This window comes from Cytobacillus sp. Hz8, assembly GCF_042263505.1.
Taxonomy (GTDB): Bacteria; Bacillota; Bacilli; order Bacillales; family Cytobacillaceae; genus Bacillus_BE.
The window spans coordinates 153,809-170,679 of record NZ_JBHKFI010000004.1 but is presented as its reverse complement, the minus strand read 5'-3'; the positions used below and the strand labels follow the sequence as shown (position 1 = coordinate 170,679).

The 16,871-nt window shown below is 37.2% G+C and carries 13 protein-coding genes; all 13 read right to left on the bottom strand.

Annotated features, from left to right (window positions below):
* Window positions 1–8 precede the first annotated feature (8 nt).
* Window positions 9–1,142 (bottom strand): transcription termination factor NusA, encoded by a 1,134-nt coding sequence (nusA, locus tag ACE38V_RS07590; protein ID WP_375840614.1) that lies wholly within the window; start codon window positions 1,140–1,142, stop codon window positions 9–11.
* Window positions 1,143–1,197: 55 nt separating this feature from the next.
* The gene (gene rimP / locus ACE38V_RS07585) at window positions 1,198–1,668 is read right to left on the bottom strand and encodes a ribosome maturation factor RimP (protein ID WP_375840613.1); all 471 of its coding nucleotides are present in this window, start codon (window positions 1,666–1,668) and stop codon (window positions 1,198–1,200) included.
* Between the two features lie 224 nt (window positions 1,669–1,892).
* Window positions 1,893–6,215: a PolC-type DNA polymerase III gene (locus tag ACE38V_RS07580; protein WP_375840612.1), complete on the bottom strand. Its 4,323-nt coding sequence runs from the start codon at window positions 6,213–6,215 to the stop codon at window positions 1,893–1,895.
* Between the two features lie 169 nt (window positions 6,216–6,384).
* Window positions 6,385–8,088 carry a proline--tRNA ligase gene (locus ACE38V_RS07575; protein ID WP_375840611.1) on the bottom strand — a complete coding sequence of 568 codons (1,704 nt, stop codon included), beginning with the start codon at window positions 8,086–8,088 and terminating at the stop codon, window positions 6,385–6,387.
* 162 nt (window positions 8,089–8,250) lie between these two features.
* A complete protein-coding gene (gene rseP / locus ACE38V_RS07570) occupies window positions 8,251–9,516 on the bottom strand; it encodes an RIP metalloprotease RseP (protein WP_375840610.1) in 1,266 nt (421 codons plus the stop codon).
* A 16-nt stretch (window positions 9,517–9,532) separates the two neighbouring features.
* Window positions 9,533–10,675: a 1-deoxy-D-xylulose-5-phosphate reductoisomerase gene (dxr, locus tag ACE38V_RS07565; protein WP_375840609.1), complete on the bottom strand. Its 1,143-nt coding sequence runs from the start codon at window positions 10,673–10,675 to the stop codon at window positions 9,533–9,535.
* Between the two features lie 103 nt (window positions 10,676–10,778).
* A complete protein-coding gene (locus ACE38V_RS07560) occupies window positions 10,779–11,573 on the bottom strand; it encodes a phosphatidate cytidylyltransferase (protein ID WP_375840608.1) in 795 nt (264 codons plus the stop codon).
* A gap of 94 nt (window positions 11,574–11,667) precedes the next feature.
* The gene (locus ACE38V_RS07555; protein ID WP_375840607.1) at window positions 11,668–12,444 is read right to left on the bottom strand and encodes an undecaprenyl pyrophosphate synthase; all 777 of its coding nucleotides are present in this window, start codon (window positions 12,442–12,444) and stop codon (window positions 11,668–11,670) included.
* 359 nt (window positions 12,445–12,803) lie between these two features.
* Window positions 12,804–13,361, bottom strand: a complete 558-nt coding sequence (frr, locus tag ACE38V_RS07550; protein ID WP_375840606.1) for a ribosome recycling factor — start codon at window positions 13,359–13,361, stop codon at window positions 12,804–12,806.
* Window positions 13,362–13,363: 2 nt separating this feature from the next.
* Window positions 13,364–14,086: a UMP kinase gene (gene pyrH / locus ACE38V_RS07545; RefSeq protein WP_375840605.1), complete on the bottom strand. Its 723-nt coding sequence runs from the start codon at window positions 14,084–14,086 to the stop codon at window positions 13,364–13,366.
* Between the two features lie 109 nt (window positions 14,087–14,195).
* Entirely contained in the window at window positions 14,196–15,077 is an 882-nt protein-coding gene (tsf, locus tag ACE38V_RS07540; RefSeq protein ID WP_375840604.1) for a translation elongation factor Ts, read from the bottom strand.
* A 227-nt stretch (window positions 15,078–15,304) separates the two neighbouring features.
* The gene (rpsB, locus tag ACE38V_RS07535) at window positions 15,305–16,012 is read right to left on the bottom strand and encodes a 30S ribosomal protein S2 (RefSeq protein WP_375840603.1); all 708 of its coding nucleotides are present in this window, start codon (window positions 16,010–16,012) and stop codon (window positions 15,305–15,307) included.
* 151 nt (window positions 16,013–16,163) lie between these two features.
* The gene (locus ACE38V_RS07530; RefSeq protein WP_375840602.1) at window positions 16,164–16,862 is read right to left on the bottom strand and encodes a DUF6115 domain-containing protein; all 699 of its coding nucleotides are present in this window, start codon (window positions 16,860–16,862) and stop codon (window positions 16,164–16,166) included.
* Window positions 16,863–16,871: the final 9 nt, after the last annotated feature.

Here is a 16,871-nt window from a genome sequence, read left to right as displayed (position 1 = left end):
CCTATCCTTCATTCAGTCTCATCTAATAAATTGAATTCTAAATCAGCATCATCTGCTTTTTCGTCATCAAATGAAAGAATACCTTCTTCGCGTGGATAAATTCCAGCCTCTCTTGCATCCGTTTCCGATTTAATATCAATTTTCCAGCCTGTTAATTTTGCTGCTAATCTTGCATTTTGACCTCTTTTTCCAATGGCTAATGATAATTGATAATCCGGAACGATTACAGTTGTTGCTTTTTCTTCCTCGTTTACTATGACATCTAATACTTTAGAAGGACTTAAAGCATTTGCAACAAATACAACCGGATCCTCAGACCATTTGACGATATCAATTTTCTCGCCTTTTAGTTCATTAACAACAGCCTGAACTCTAGTTCCTTTTGGACCAACACATGAACCTACTGGATCTACCTCAGGTTTATCAGAATGAACAGAGATTTTTGAACGATCTCCTGCCTCTCTTGCAACAGATTTAATTTCAACTGTCCCATCATAAATTTCTGGAACTTCGATTTCGAAGAGTCGTTTTAATAAACCAGGATGGGTTCTTGAAACAAAAATTTGCGGACCTTTGGTCGTTTTTTCGACTTTTGTAATAAACACCTTAATGCGATCATGTGGCTTATAATGTTCATTAGGCATTTGCTCATTTGCAGGGAGAATGGCTTCAATCTTCCCTAAACTAACATAAATAAATTTTGCATCTTGACGTTGAACAATCCCAGTCATGATGTCTTCTTCACGATCAATAAATTCAGAATAAATAATTCCTCTTTCTGCTTCTCTCACGCGTTGTGTCACAACTTGCTTTGCTGTTTGTGCGGCAATTCGGCCAAAATCCTTTGGTGTTACTTCTAATTCAACGACATCCTCTAGTTGATAGTTTGGATTGATTTTATGAGCATCTACAAGAGAAATTTCTAATCGTGGGTCAAACACCTCATCCACGACTTCCTTACGAGCGAATACTCTCATCGTTCCTACGCCTAAATTTAAATCAATGCGAACATTTTGTGCTTGATTAAAGTTTCGGCGATATGCAGATACTAGTGCTGTTTCAATTGCCTCAATGATTACATCACGTGAAATGCCTTTCTCTTTTTCAAGCATGGTTAGAGCATCTATTAATTCACTGCTCATGATTTTTGTATCCCCCTTCATTTTCTATACAATTACTAGCTTTTTTTCTCACGATTTATGAAAAAGTAATGGCTAAACGAGCTTTGGCGATTTTTTCAAATGGAATTTTCACTATTTTTTTCCTTGTTTTTATTTTTACTTCAAGGATGACGGTTTCCCCATTAAATTCCTTTAAAATGCCTTCAAAAGTTTTTTCACCATTTAATGGTTCATATAATTTTATCAATATATTTTTTCCAATAGCCTTTTCGAAATCCTTCTCTTTCTTCAAAGGACGTTCTGCACCTGGTGAAGAAACCTCTAAAAAATAATTATATGGAATTGGATCTATTTCATCTAATTTCTCGCTTAACTTTTCACTGACAATTCCACATTCTTCGATGTCGACACCTGTTTCTTTATCAATAAATACGCGAAGGAACCAGTCTTTTCCTTCTTTCACATATTCAATATTATCTAATTCTAGATTTAGCTCATTTAAAATAGGAATAACTAAGTCTTCAACAATTTCCGTCACTTTACTCATCGTATCCCTCCAAACCTTCATCAATTTCCATTTCGAATATTTACTAAAATCAAACGAGCTTGATATGTAAAATTGCCTACAAAATACGAAAGAGCGGGTTTCCCCACTCTTAAAAACGAGAGTTATTCTTAGTATTTCCAATAAAACTATACCATAACCAAATATTTAATGCAAACGCAGCCGGCAATTTCCCTGTTTTGACCAATTGCTATCACTCTTTTTCTTTAAAATAGGGATAGCTGATTTTGTTCTGGTAAATCTACTAAACAGCCGTGATTATCGAGATATTCAAGGATTGTTTTGGAAACTTTTCCTCGTTGTTGTAAATCTTCTTTTGAAAGGAATTCCCCTTGTTCTCTAGCCTTAACGATATTAATCGCTGCATTCGTTCCAAGTCCTGGAATGGAATTAAAAGGCGGAATCAATGTATTTCCATCAATGGTAAATTCAGAAGCACTCGAACGATATAAATCCACCTTTTTAAAAGAAAAACCACGTTCACACATTTCTAACGCCAATTCTAAGACGGTTAACAAATTCTTTTCTTTCGTTGAAGCATCCAGCCCTTTTGCATTTATTTCTTCGATCTTTGCTTTTATCGCATGACTACCCTTGACCATCGCTTCGATATCAAAGTCCTCAGCACGAACTGTAAAATAGGCTGCATAATATAAAAGCGGATGATGTACTTTAAAATAGGCAATTCTAACAGCCATTAAAACATAGGCTGCCGCGTGAGCTTTCGGGAACATGTACTTGATTTTTTTACAAGAATCAATATACCACTCAGGAACCTCATTCTTTCTCATTTCCGCTTCCATTTCATCAGACAATCCTTTTCCTTTACGGACGGATTCCATGATTTTAAATGCGAAGGACGGCTCTAATCCTTGATAGATTAAGTAAACCATAATGTCGTCACGACATCCGATTACTTCACTTAAAGTACAAGTTTTATTTTGAATAAGTTCTTGAGCATTTCCAAGCCAAACATCCGTACCATGAGAAAGACCAGATATTTGCACGAGTTCAGAAAATGTCGTAGGTTTTGTATCTTCTAGCATTTGTCGAACGAATCTAGTTCCAAATTCAGGAATACCAAGGGTCCCGGTTTTACACATGATTTGTTCTTCAGTTACTCCAAGTGTCTCTGGACCACTGAAGATTTTCATTACTTCTGGATCATCCGTTGGGATCGTCTTTGGATCAATCCCGCTCAAGTCCTGCAGCATTCTGATAACCGTCGGATCATCGTGTCCAAGAATATCAAGCTTTAAAATATTATCATGGATGGAGTGGAAGTCAAAATGCGTCGTCCTCCACTCTGAATTCTTATCATCTGCAGGAAATTGAATAGGCGAAAAATCGTAAATTTCCATATAATCTGGAACCACGATGATTCCACCTGGATGCTGGCCAGTCGTCCGTTTCACACCTGTACATCCAGAGGCCAATCTTTCTATTTCTGCACCACGAATTTGTAAATTATTATCCTGCTGATAGGCCTTTACATAGCCAAATGCCGTTTTATCTGCCACGGTACCAATCGTTCCTGCACGATAAACGTAGTCTTCACCAAAGAGGACCTTCGTATAATTATGGGCTCGTGGTTGATATTCACCAGAGAAATTCAAATCGATATCAGGTACCTTATCCCCTTTAAAGCCAAGGAAGGTCTCGAATGGAATATCATGTCCATCCTTTTTATAGGTCGACCCACATTTTGGACAATCCTTATCTGGTAAGTCAAATCCTGAACCAACTGACCCATCATTAAAGAATTCTGAGTTCTTACAGTTTGGACAGATATAATGTGGCGACAATGGATTGACTTCCGTAATTTCTGTCATCGTTGCTACTAGAGAGGAACCAACAGAACCCCGAGAACCAACTAAGTAGCCATCATTTAATGATTTTTTCACAAGCTTATGCGCAATCAAGTAAATAACAGCGAATCCGTGTCCAATAATACTCTTCAACTCTTTCTCAAGTCTAGCCTCAACGATTTCAGGAAGTGGGTCGCCATAAATTTTTCTTGCCATCTCATAGCTCATACTGCGCATTTCTTCTTCCGCGCCTTCAATTCTTGGGGTATAAAGGTCATCTTTAATGGGTTTCACGTTATCTATCATATCGGCGATTTTATTGGTGTTGGTGACAACAATTTCCTTTGCTTTTTCCTCTCCTAAAAATGAAAAAGCATCAAGCATTTCGTTTGTTGTCCGAAAATGAACGTCTGGGAGCTTATGTCGATTTAACGGATTCGCTCCACCTTGAGAGTTGATTAAGATCTTTCGATAAATTTTATCATTTTCGTTTAAATAATGGACATTTCCTGTTGCCACAACGGGAATCGATAATTTCTCCCCTAATTTTACTAAATTGCCGATGATATCTTCTAATTCTTTTTCATCGCGAATTAATTCTAATTCAATTAAATGAGCATAGATTTCTTTTGGATGAACTTCGATATAATCATAGAAATTAGCTGCTTCTTCGACTTCTTCCGGTGCTTTTTGCATCATTCCTTCAAAAATCTCGCCCTTGTCGCAGCCAGATCCGACAATAATTCCTTCTCGGTATTTTTGCAATTGAGAGCGCGGAATGCGTGGAACGCGATAGAAATAATTGATATGTGCCAATGAGACGAGCTTAAAAAGATTCTTTAATCCCACATCATTTTGGACAAGCAATGTACAATGATAGGGGCGGGATCTTTGATAAGCCTTTCCTTTCCCCATATTATCATTAAACTGATCATGGTACTCAATCCCTTTTTCCTCCGAATCCTTAAGCATTTTTAATAGCAAATAACCAGTGGCTTCTGCATCATAAATCGCTCTATGGTGTTGGGTTAGATCCACATCAAATTTCTTAGCAAGTGTATTTAAGCGGTGGTTCTTCATTTCTGGATAAAGGAAACGAGCAAGTTCAAGAGTATCAATTACTGGATTGGTCGCCTTTTCTTGTCCAATTTTTTTCAAACCAACATTGAAAAATCCCATATCAAATGAGGCATTATGAGCAACAAGAATGGCATCCTCAATCCAAATTTGAAATTTCTTTAGCACGATCTCAATATCAGGTGCAATTTCAACCATTTCATCTGTAATCCCTGTTAAATCAATCGTTGTTGCAGAAAGTCGATGATGAGGATTAGCGAAAGATTCAAAACGATCGATAATTTCTCCATTGTGTATTTTAACTGCAGCTAACTCAATAATCGTGTTGTATACAGCTGAAAGACCTGTTGTTTCCACGTCGAATACAACATAAGTGTCTGATGCAAGTAAACGGTGAGCATCATTATAGGCAATTGGAACACCATCATCTACTAGATTTGCCTCTAACCCGTATAAGATTTTAATATCATTCTTTTGCCCTGCTCCATAGGCTTCAGGGAAGGATTGTGCAACCGCATGATCCGTGATGGCAATTGCTCTATGTCCCCATTTTTTCGCTTGAGCCACTAATGTGCTTACCGGAGTTACAGCGTCCATTTGACTCATAGGAGTATGAAGATGAAGCTCAACTCTTTTCTCTCCATCAGGAGCTGTATCTTTTCTTTCAATTGGTTTTATTTCGTTTACATCATTCCCAATCATGACCAAATCACGAACGAAGGTATCATTTTGAATGCTTCCACGAACTTTAAGCCACATCCCCTTTTTCACACGTAGGAAATTTGCCGCATCTTCTTTATCGCGAGAAAACATTTTAACCATAATGGAACTAGTGTAATCCGTGATTTTAAAGGTTAATAACGTTCGACCACTTCGAAGCTCCTTCGTTTCAGCACTGAATACATAGCCCTCAATCGCAATTCTTCTTTCCTCATCCACGATTTCTTCAAGTTTTCTGAAATCAGCATCATCTTTAATGGTTAAGCCAATCATTAACGGTCCTTGTTGCTCTTCCCCACCAGATGCTATTTCTTCAGATTTTCTCTCTAATTCAAGTAATGCTTGGAGGCCTCTTTCTTGGTCCTCTTTTGCCTTTTCTTCAAGAAAACGCTCATATGCCTTATTAGAGGAAGCCTCTTTTTTTATTTCCGTATCAATGGCAAGAGAAGGAAATCCAAAGGACTGATAGGCATGAATGATGGGGTACGAGTATTTATTTTTGATTGCCATAGCTTCTAAATCGTTATTAACATCAATCGTTATTCTATGACCTTGGATTTTTGGGTGCTGCTCATTAAGTAGTTTAATAATAGGCGGTGAAATCCCTTCAATTTCTTGAATACATGTTTTCCAATAATCCAAAACCAAGTTGTCAGAAATTTGTTTATCGAGCACATCAATCGTAAAAGAAATATTCGCAATATGGGAAAATGCCTGATTTAGATGAACATGAAATTGCTCAAAAATCCGATTTGGTAAGATTTTTTGCATTTGAAATTGAAAATGCCATTTTCTTTCTTTCTTCTCAACTAAAACCTTTTGAATGCTCGCATTTTGAAAATGTGGAACATAAAAATCATCAGTTAAATTCAACTGCTGGAGCAAGAGTTGAAATCGCTCTTTTGATCCGGCGAAATCGTTCATTCGTCTCTCTCCCCCTCTTTTATCTCTTCTCACTTAAAAATTTTTTTGAACTACGTCATTATATCATAAGTGTCGAATCCAATATCATTTCATGCAATAGAAAATCCAACCAAATTCATGAATTTTTAAAAAGCGGGTTCCGTGTAACGGAACCCGCTTTTTCACTCTATTATAATGTTACCATAAGATTAGTAATCATATCGATTAGATGATCTTTATGAACTTCCTGCATTTCTCCTGTTTTTCGGACCTTCACTTCAACTATACCTTCCTGAGCTTTCTTTCCAACCGTTATCCGGATTGGTAAGCCGATTAAATCAGAATCGGCAAATTTAACACCAGGTCTTTCAACGCGATCATCAAGCAATACTTCAAAATGATTTTTCAAGAATTCCGCATATAATTCCTCTGCTAAAGAAGCTTGTGCCTCATCCTTCATGTTCACCGCAATAAGATGAAGATCAAATGGCGCAATATTTACTGGCCATACAAGGCCCTTTTCATCATTGCACTGTTCGGCAACAGCAGCCATGGTACGAGAAACTCCGATTCCATAACAGCCCATAATCATTGGTTGAGCCCGGCCGTTTTCATCTAAATAAGTCGCATTCATCGCTTCACTATAACGTGTTCCCAACTTAAACACATGACCGACTTCTATTCCTTTTGCAAAGAGAATCTTTCCTTGTCCATCAGGAGATACATCCCCTTCCTGAATGAAACGAAGATCAGCATATTGCTTCACTGCAAAATCTCGTTCTGGGTTGACATGAAGATAATGATAATGCTCAACATTTGCACCACAAACTCCGTTCACAATGGCTTCTACAGCGTGATCTGCAACGATTTCAACATTTTCCACTCCGATAGGACCTAAAGAACCTACAGCACAGCCCAATACTTCCTTTGCTTCCTCTGGTGTTGCTAATTCAACAGAGCCGGCCTCAAATAAGTTTTTAAGTTTAATATCGTTGATATCATGATCACCACGTGCAAGCACCAAGACGAACTGATCATCAATTTTAAATAATAATGATTTAATACATTGTTCTGCTTTTACCTGAAGGAAGGAAGATACTTCTTCTATTGTTCTTTGATTTTCCGTTTTCACCTTTTCTAAATCTCTAACGGGCTCGTTGCTTTTTTCATACTTCGTCATCACCGGAGCCATTTCAATATTCGCCGCATAATCGGATGTATCAGAGTAAGCGATTGTATCCTCGCCGATTTCCGATAAAACCATGAACTCATGAGTATCCTTTCCACCCATTGCTCCAGAATCCGCAATAACTGCTCTGAAATTCAACTGACAACGAGTGAAAATATGAGAATAAGCCTGAAAAAGATCCTGATAAACCTTATCTAAGCTCTCCTGTGAAGAATGGAAGGAATAGGCATCCTTCATGATAAATTCCCGCCCGCGAAGCAGCCCAAATCGTGGTCGTTTCTCATCGCGAAATTTTGTTTGAATTTGATATAATGTTAGAGGCAAGCGTTTATATGATTTTACCTCGTCGCGCACTAATTGCGTGATCACTTCCTCATGGGTTGGACCAAGGACAAAGTCGCGATCATGACGATCCTTTAATCTTATAAGCTCAGGTCCATATGTATACCAACGGCCAGACTCCTGCCAAGCCTCAGCTGAAACTAATGAAGGCATTAATAGCTCAACAGCACCTGCTGCCTCCATTTCCTCTCGAACGATTTTCTCTATTTTTTTTAACACTCTAATAGCAAGTGGCATATAGCTATATACCCCGCTAGCATTTTGTCTGATAAAACCCGCTCTCAGTAGCAACTGATGGCTTTTAATTTCTGCATCTGCTGGAACCTCACGTAGAGTAGGGATAAGCATCGAACTCTGTTTCATTAAATTAGCACCTCATTTTTGCTTCATAAAAAATCAACATGTATTTTCACATCATAACATCTATTCGAATAGTAGTAAAAACAATAAAAAAAGGATTGCTCGAAAAAAGCGGCATTTGGCCTTGAGTAAATCGTTAATTTCAAGGTCAAATGCTGCTATTCATTAAAGAAAGAATCTTTGAATATCATTCCATGTAACAACTAACATCAGCAGCATGAGTAAAGCAAAACCAATAAAATGGACCATTCCTTCCTTTTGACGGTCAATTGGTTTTCCTCTAAGTCCTTCAATTGCAAAGAACAACAAGCGACCACCGTCTAATGCAGGAATTGGCAATAGATTCATAATCCCAAGGTTGATGCTTAAGACACCTGCCCATTTCATTAAATAATAAATTCCACTTTTAGCCACTGTATCTGTTGACACATAAATGCCCACTGGACCTGATAAGGCATCAATGGAAAACTGACCCGTCACGAGTTTTCCAAGCATTCCGAAGATATCTTTTGTCCAATTATAGACTTCGCTAACTCCATAGGTTAATGACTTTAAAGGTGATTTCTCCATTGGACTGTACACACCAATTACACCGATTTTTTCCTTGTCGACAACCTTTTCTTCAGGTGTTACGGGAATATTTATTTCCTTTCCATTTCTTTCAATAGCAAAATTTAATTCTTTATTTGGGCTTTTCTGAATGATTTCCACAACATCAGTCCATTCAGATATTTCAGCTTTATTAATGCTTTGGACAATATCCCCTTGCTTAAAGCCGGCATCAAGGGCAACGCCATCAGGAGTCAATTTTCCAAGAACTGGCTCATTCGTGGGCATACCTTGTAATAAGGCAATCAGGACAAAGACTACGAATGCCAAGATAAAGTTCATCATTGGACCAGCAAAGATTGTCATTGTTCTTTGACCAAGGGTTTTCGAAGCAAATTGTCGGTCATATGGAGCAATAAGTGTTTCAACTCCGTTTTCAATGAGCACAGCATCGCGGCTGATTGGAAAGGTTTTAAGTGTTTCCTCTTCATCTTCACCCTCCACATATCCTTGGATGAACAATTCATGCTCAATATCAGCCTTTTCAACCTCGATTACTCTGGCATTGGGAAACTTTTCTTTATTATTTAAAATAATTTTATTAGCATGGTCTTGTTGGTCAAATAAAAGTCCAACGCGAAATCCTGGTTTGATTTCTACCATTTCTGGGTCTTCCCCCGCCATTCTGACAAAGCCTCCAATTGGCAATAGTCTCACCGTATAGACGGTTTCACCCTTTTTAAATGAAAGGACCTTTGGACCCATTCCAATCGCAAATTCACGACAAAGGATTCCAGCTCTTTTAGCAAAAATAAAATGTCCTAATTCATGAAAAAATACTAACGCCCCAAAAATAACGATAAAGGCAATGACTGTACTCAAAATATGACCACCTTTTTTATAGAAGTGTTTTTACGTAATGTCTTGTTTGTTGATCTACCTCTCGAATAGTTGAAAGGTCTGGATTTTCAATATTATCATGAGTAGAAATCGCCTTTTCAATCAAATCCTCGATTTGTAAGAAAGTTATTCTTTCATTTAGAAAGAGAGCGACCGCAACTTCATTTGCTGCATTCATTACCGTTGGAAGTGTTCCTCCGGCTTTTCCTACCTCATAGGCAAATTTTAAACAACGAAATCTTTCTAAATCCATTTCCTGAAAATGCAATAATCCAACATCAGCAAGATTGAGTCTTTTCGCTGAATGAAGTGGCAAACGGTCCGGATAGGATAGAGCAAATTGAATGGGAATCCGCATATCTGGTGTCCCCAGTTGAGCAATGATGCTGCTGTCATGAAATTCTACCATCGAATGGATGATACTTTCCTTATGAAGAAGAACATTTATTCTCTCATATTCAATTCCATATAGCCAGTGTGCTTCGATCACCTCAAGTCCTTTATTCATCATCGAAGCAGAATCAATCGTAATTTTCGCACCCATGGACCAATTTGGATGATTGAGTGCTTCTTTTACGGTAACATGTTTTAATTCCTCTCTTGTTCGATCGCGAAAACTCCCGCCAGAAGCTGTAATGATTAATCGTTCTATATTTTTTTCTTGCTCTCCTTGCAGGGCTTGAAAAATGGCAGAATGCTCACTATCAATCGGGAGAACCTGAATACCGTTTTTCTGTGCAGCATCCATGACTAAATGTCCCGCTGTCACTAATGTCTCTTTATTTGCTAGTGCCACTGCTTTTTTTGCTTCAATCGCTTGAAGGGTTGGCAGTAACCCAACACTCCCGATTACGGCATTCACCATCATATCCGTTTTATCATATACAGCCACTTCTGTTAGGCCTTCCATTCCATTATAGAACGAAATGAAAGGAAATTCAGCTTTTAACCGATCTGAATCAGATTTTTCTAACACTGAAACCACTTCTGGTTGAAATTCATCGATTATCTTTCTTGCTGATTCCAAATTTCTTCCGACTGAAATGCCCACTAGTGAAAACTCTTCAGGATGCTCCCTGATAATATCTAAAGTTTGCGTGCCAATAGATCCCGTCGCACCTAATAAACTAATATGTTTCATTAATATCATCTCCAAAATGGGAAAACGCTAGCACCTTAATATCAATAAGAATTTGATTTTAATAGTACCCATTATATTTTAAAACGAGTTAGCTTTTCCTTCACTAGATAAAGTGTAATATATGCAATAAAGGCCACACAAATAATAAACTATCCATTCGATCTAATATCCCACCATGTCCAGGAAGAATTTTACCTGAATCCTTCACATGATAATGACGTTTAAATGCCGATTCCACTAAATCACCAATTTGACCAAATACAGATGCAACAACTGTCACAATCATGATAGTAAGAAATGAATGATCAATATCAGAAAATAGAGCAAATAAAATGGCTACGACAAGAGCTGACAATATTCCTCCTATTGATCCTTCCACTGTCTTATTTGGACTAATCTCAGGCCAAAGCTTACGTTTGCCCAAGGCTCTTCCAAAAAAATAAGCTCCGGAATCTGTCGCCCACATAATAAACAAAGAATAAAAAAGATATTGTAATCCATTATGTGCATCCCTTGTTTCAGCAAAATAATAGAACCCTGCTCCTACATATAAAACAGTTAAAAGAGAAAAGGCCACATCATCAAAAGTAAATCGATTTTTAGTCGCTACGGTATAAGCTAAGAAGCAAAAAATAGCAAAAAGTATCACTTCAACTTTTGAAAACAGGATATGATCCCAAATAAACATATACCGTGATGGAATTAATATGATCCAAAGTATAATCAATGATATGATTCCGGGAATGGATAAAAGAGAGATCTTCCTCATTTTTAATAATTCATATAGACCAACAGAAGCTAATAAATAAGAAACGATAATAACAGGAATCCCACCAAATACAACTATTGGCAAGAAAATTCCAGCTGCAATTACCGCTGTAATAATCCTTTGCTTCATATATTATTTTCAACACCTTTGCTTCATCTATTGATTCTTACTTCGATACATTTTTGAAAGAAAATGAATGCTCTTTCCTTTTGTGGTTAAGGCCCTAAACACCGCCAAACCTTCTTTGACGATTTTGAAAAACCTCGATGGCTTCCAATAGGTGCTTTTCTTCAAAATCTGGCCATAAAACATCTGTAAACCAGAACTCTGTATAAGCGAGCTGCCATAACATAAAATTGCTTAAGCGAATTTCCCCACTTGTCCGTATTAAGAGATCTGGATCTTCTAAGCCTTTGGTCATCAAATAGTTTGAGAATAGATCTTCATTTAATTCATTTATATCCATTATCCCGCTTTTACAGTCTGTCACCGTGCGTTTTACAGCCTCCAAAATTTCCGCACGACTGCCATAGTTTAGCGCAAAATTTAGAATTAACCCTGTATTATTCTGTGTCTCATTCATTGCTTTTTCAATTGATCTTCTTGTGTGCTCAGGTAATTTATCTTTGTAGCCAATCATTTTCACTTGAACATTTTCGTCGATTAATTCAGGTAGAAAGGTACCTAAAAATTCTTCAGGAAGCTTCATTAGATAGTCCACTTCATTTTTGGGTCTCTTCCAATTTTCTGTTGAAAAAGCATAGAGAGTTAACGTGTTAATTCCAAGCTCATTCGCTAATTTAGTAATCTTCCGTACGACCTTCATTCCTTCATGGTGACCAGCTATCCTAGGCAAAGCGCGTTTCTTTGCCCATCTTCCATTTCCATCCATGATGATGGCTACGTGTGATGGAACTTGCTGATTACGAATAGCTATTATTCGCTCTCGGAGATTGGAAGAATGATTTTTGTCCTTCCAAAGCTTCAATTTATTCAACATAATAATGCTCCTCCAAAAGAAATTAATCTCGGTCTCCGAAATTAGAATAATCTTGATAAGTACTTTTTATGAATAAAAAAGTTTCTAGACTTATAATTTATGATATAATAATGACTTTTTCAGGCACCGTTTTTATTATCATACCAAATTTTCTACAAAAGTCTCTATAAAAAGATATGTACATGATTAAATTTAAGAATAGACAGAGATGAAAATACTATAATCAATCATTCAATACTTTTTTCTTCAGAATGAAATGAACTTGATTTAAACAGCGAAAAAACCCCCTATTGATAGAGGGTCATTATTTCAGCAAATTCCGAGTCCATCATTTACTGTGAGTCACAAACTAAATTCAATTATACTTCAAGAATTTCTTTTTCTTTTTCTTTCGTCATTTGATCAATTTTAGCGATGTAATCATCCGTTAATTTTTGGATATCATCTGAATAACCTCTTAAATCATCCTCTGTGATTTCACCATTTTTCTCAAGCTTTTTCAAATCATCATTGCCATCTCTGCGAATATTACGAACGGCAACTTTAGCTTCTTCAGATTCTTTTTTCACAACTTTAACCAATTCCTTACGTCTTTCCTCAGTCAATTGTGGAATCGTCAAGCGGATAAGGCTGCCATCATTTGTTGGCGTTAATCCGATGTCACTTTTTAAAATGGCTTTTTCTATATCCCCCAAAATCGATTTATCATAGGGTTGAATGACCAAAAGTCTAGCTTCTGGCACAGATACACCAGCTAATTGATTAATTGGGGTCGGAGCGCCATAGTAATCAACAGTGATTCGATCTAAAAGAGATGCATTTGCTCGCCCAGCACGAATGCTAGCTAGTTCACGTGAATACGCAGCCACTGCCTTTGTCATTTTTTCTTTTGCAGTTGCAATAATTTGTTTAGGCATGATTATTTCCCCCTCACAATAGTCCCAATGGTTTCACCCATTACGGCTTTTTTAATATTTCCTTGATCCATAATCGAAAATACAAGAAGCGGTATATTATTATCCATACATAAAGATGAAGCGGTTGAATCCATAACAGCTAAACCTTCTTTTAAAACATCTAAATAGGTGAGCTCCTCGTATTTCTTTGCATTTTGATCGACTCTTGGGTCTGCTGAATAAACGCCATCCACATTATTTTTAGCCATCAAGATGACTTCCGCTTCCACTTCTGCTGCACGTAAAGCTGCTGTCGTATCTGTGGAGAAATAAGGATTACCCGTACCTGCTGCAAAAATTACGACGCGTTTTTTCTCAAGATGGCGAATGGCACGTCTTCTAATATACGGCTCAGCTACCTGACGCATTTCAATTGAAGTTTGTACCCTTGTTTCTATTCCTAATTGTTCAAGACTATCCTGTAGAGCTAAGGAATTCATCACTGTTGCAAGCATTCCCATATAATCGGCATTTGCTCGGTCCATTCCCATCTCTTCACCGATTTTCCCACGCCAGATATTGCCGCCTCCAACAACAACAGCAACCTCAACACCTAAATCAGCAATTTCTTTAACTTGAGTAGCAATGGATTTAATCACAGTGGGGTCAATCCCAAATCCTTGCTCTCCAGCTAACGCTTCACCACTTAATTTTAAAACAATTCTTTTGTATTTTGGACTAAGCATGAGAACCTCCATATGTAATAAGTGAATTCCAATGAACACTTTCTCTTAAAAATAGGGAACACAACGTGTTCCCTATTCTGCATTTTATATTCGTGTAGAAAAAGAAAGATTATTTTTTCACTTGGTTCATAACTTCTTCAGCAAAGTTATCTTCACGTTTTTCCATTCCTTCGCCAACTTCGTAGCGTACGAAATCACGAATGGTAGCTCCGTTTGCTTTTACATATTGACCAACTTTTTGATCTGGATTTTTAACGAATGCTTGGTCATTTACACAAACATCTTCAAAGTATTTACCTAGACGACCTTCAACCATTTTGACAACGATTTTTTCAGGTTTTCCTTCATTTAATGCTTGTTGAGTTAGTACTTCACGTTCATGTTCTACTTCTTCTTGAGAAACTTCGTCACGTGAAACATATTTTGGATTTAATGCAGCAATGTGCATAGAAACATCTTTTGCGACTGTTGCATCTGTTGTACCTTCAAGAACAGAAAGAACACCAATTCTTCCGCCCATATGCAAATATGCACCAAATGCATCATTATCTGTTTTTGTTTTCACTTCAAAGCGACGAAGTGAAATTTTTTCTCCAATTTTTGAAATAGCTGCATTAATATGAGCATCTACTGTTGCACCGTTATCCATTGTTTGAGCAAGCGCATCCTCAATTGTTGCAGGTTTTTGCTTTAGAAGATGAGTTGCAAGTTCTTTAACTAAAACTTGGAAACCTTCGTTTTTCGCAACAAAGTCAGTTTCAGAGTTTACTTCTAGGATAACTGCTTCGTTCCCTTCCACTTGAATAAATGTTGTACCTTCTGCAGCAATACGATCCGATTTATTCGCTGCTTTTGCGATTCCTTTTTCACGCAAAAAGTCAATTGCTTTTTCCATATCTCCACCAGTTTCAGTGAGAGCCTTTTTACAATCCATCATACCTGCGCCAGTTTTTTCACGCAGTTCTTTTACCATTTGTGCAGTAATAGCCATAACGAATAATTCCTCCTTAAATCCTATGTAATAATATACTTTGCAAGCATTTGCAATGCTAAACCTTTCGTTTTAAAAAAAGGTGATAAAAGGTACATCCCTCTTATCACCTTTCCTCCCAAATCATAGCTTATCAAGCAACTCTCGATTAATCCCTCTGAGAATAAAAACCTTTTTTAATACTAGGGCTGTCATCGAGATGCTTTTCGAAAAACTCGGCTACGAAATTATTCAGCTTCAGCAGCTGTTTCTTCACCTTGTTTTGCTTCTAGGATAGCATCTGCCATTTTTGCAGTTAATAATTTAACAGCACGGATAGCATCATCGTTTGCTGGGATGACAACATCGATTTCATCAGGATCACAGTTTGTATCAACGATTCCGACGATAGGAATGTTTAATTTGTGAGCTTCTGCAACAGCGATGCGCTCTTTGCGTGGGTCGATGATGAATAAAGCATCAGGAAGCTCTTTCATATCTTTAATTCCACCAAGGAATTTTTCTAGACGGTCTTGTTCTTTCTTTAATTGAACAACTTCTTTCTTAGGAAGAACTTCAAAAGTTCCATCTTCAGACATTCTTTCGATATCTTTAAGACGTGCAATACGTTTTTGGATTGTTTCGAAGTTTGTTAATGTTCCACCTAACCAACGTTGGTTAACAAAGTACATACCAGAACGAGCTGCTTCTTCTTTAACAGAATCTTGAGCTTGTTTCTTTGTTCCTACGAAAAGGATCTTTCCGCCGTTACCAGCAAGTTCCTTTACGAAGTTGTAGGCTTCTTCAACCTTTTTCACTGTTTTTTGAAGGTCGATGATATAAATGCCGTTACGCTCTGTGAAAATATATTTTTTCATCTTAGGGTTCCAACGGCGAGTTTGGTGTCCAAAATGTACACCAGCTTCAAGCAATTGTTTCATTGAAATTACTGACATGTTTTTTCCTCCTAATGGTTTGATTTCCTCCGCCCATTTCATTTTTAGTCAAAAACTGTTTTCATCCAGCACCATTCGACTAAATCCATAAGCGTGTGTATTAACACCATTTGTAAATATAGCATAAAGGTATATGAGAAATCAAGTATTCTTAGTTGATTTGATATAATTTTAATAACAACTCAATTTCTGTTTTGCCCTTATTTAATTTTCTAGCGATATCTTCCTCACTATATCCTTGTTTTTTAAGAAGAAGAGCTTGATTATACAAGGATTTCATATAAAGATTATCCTTGTCCTCTTTCTCCTTTTTATTATTTTCCTGTATGTCTTGATGAACAGAATGATGATCAATTTCCACTCTAATTTCATCTTCCATAAATTTCTCGCCAGGAACCCAATCCTTTTCATGCTGCTCTTTGATTTTCGGTGATGTATTTTGTTGATAGGCTTTAACTGCCTGATAGGCTACAGCTTTCTCTATTCGCGGCGCGAACTCAAACTTGCCCATTTCATCATTTTGTACCTCAATCAGTTCCTTCGATTCTTCCATTAAATGTATAGAAGGCGCGGTTTCCCGACCTTGGTTCTGCTGCTTATAGGAAAATTCCTTATGACGCTCTGTATTTTCCTGACTCGCTTTTTGTTTTAAGAACTTCTTAATGAAATCCTCGTTTTCTTCCTTCATTTCCAACATATAAGTGGAAATCAATTCTTCTAGCTCTTTCATCATTTTAGCTTGACGTTCTTCTGCTTGAAAAAAACGATTTTGACGGAGATATAGGATAATAACCGCAAAAATCGCAATAATGTTTAATATGAAACTTAGAAATAATAGAAACGTGGTCATGACATCCCT

Coding starts and splice junctions, on each gene's coding strand:
- ACE38V_RS07530 (WP_375840602.1), bottom strand. CDS start 16,862: ATGACCACGTTTCTATTATTTCTAAGTTTCATATTAAACATTATTGCG.
- ACE38V_RS07560 (WP_375840608.1), bottom strand. CDS start 11,573: ATGAAGCAAAGGATTATTACAGCGGTAATTGCAGCTGGAATTTTCTTG.
- ACE38V_RS07580 (WP_375840612.1), bottom strand. CDS start 6,215: ATGAACGATTTCGCCGGATCAAAAGAGCGATTTCAACTCTTGCTCCAG.
- tsf (WP_375840604.1), bottom strand. CDS start 15,077: ATGGCTATTACTGCACAAATGGTAAAAGAACTGCGTGAAAAAACTGGC.
- pyrH (WP_375840605.1), bottom strand. CDS start 14,086: ATGCTTAGTCCAAAATACAAAAGAATTGTTTTAAAATTAAGTGGTGAA.
- frr (WP_375840606.1), bottom strand. CDS start 13,361: ATGCCTAAACAAATTATTGCAACTGCAAAAGAAAAAATGACAAAGGCA.
- rimP (WP_375840613.1), bottom strand. CDS start 1,668: ATGAGTAAAGTGACGGAAATTGTTGAAGACTTAGTTATTCCTATTTTA.
- nusA (WP_375840614.1), bottom strand. CDS start 1,142: ATGAGCAGTGAATTAATAGATGCTCTAACCATGCTTGAAAAAGAGAAA.
- ACE38V_RS07555 (WP_375840607.1), bottom strand. CDS start 12,444: ATGTTGAATAAATTGAAGCTTTGGAAGGACAAAAATCATTCTTCCAAT.
- dxr (WP_375840609.1), bottom strand. CDS start 10,675: ATGAAACATATTAGTTTATTAGGTGCGACGGGATCTATTGGCACGCAA.
- rpsB (WP_375840603.1), bottom strand. CDS start 16,012: ATGTCAGTAATTTCAATGAAACAATTGCTTGAAGCTGGTGTACATTTT.
- ACE38V_RS07575 (WP_375840611.1), bottom strand. CDS start 8,088: ATGAAACAGAGTTCGATGCTTATCCCTACTCTACGTGAGGTTCCAGCA.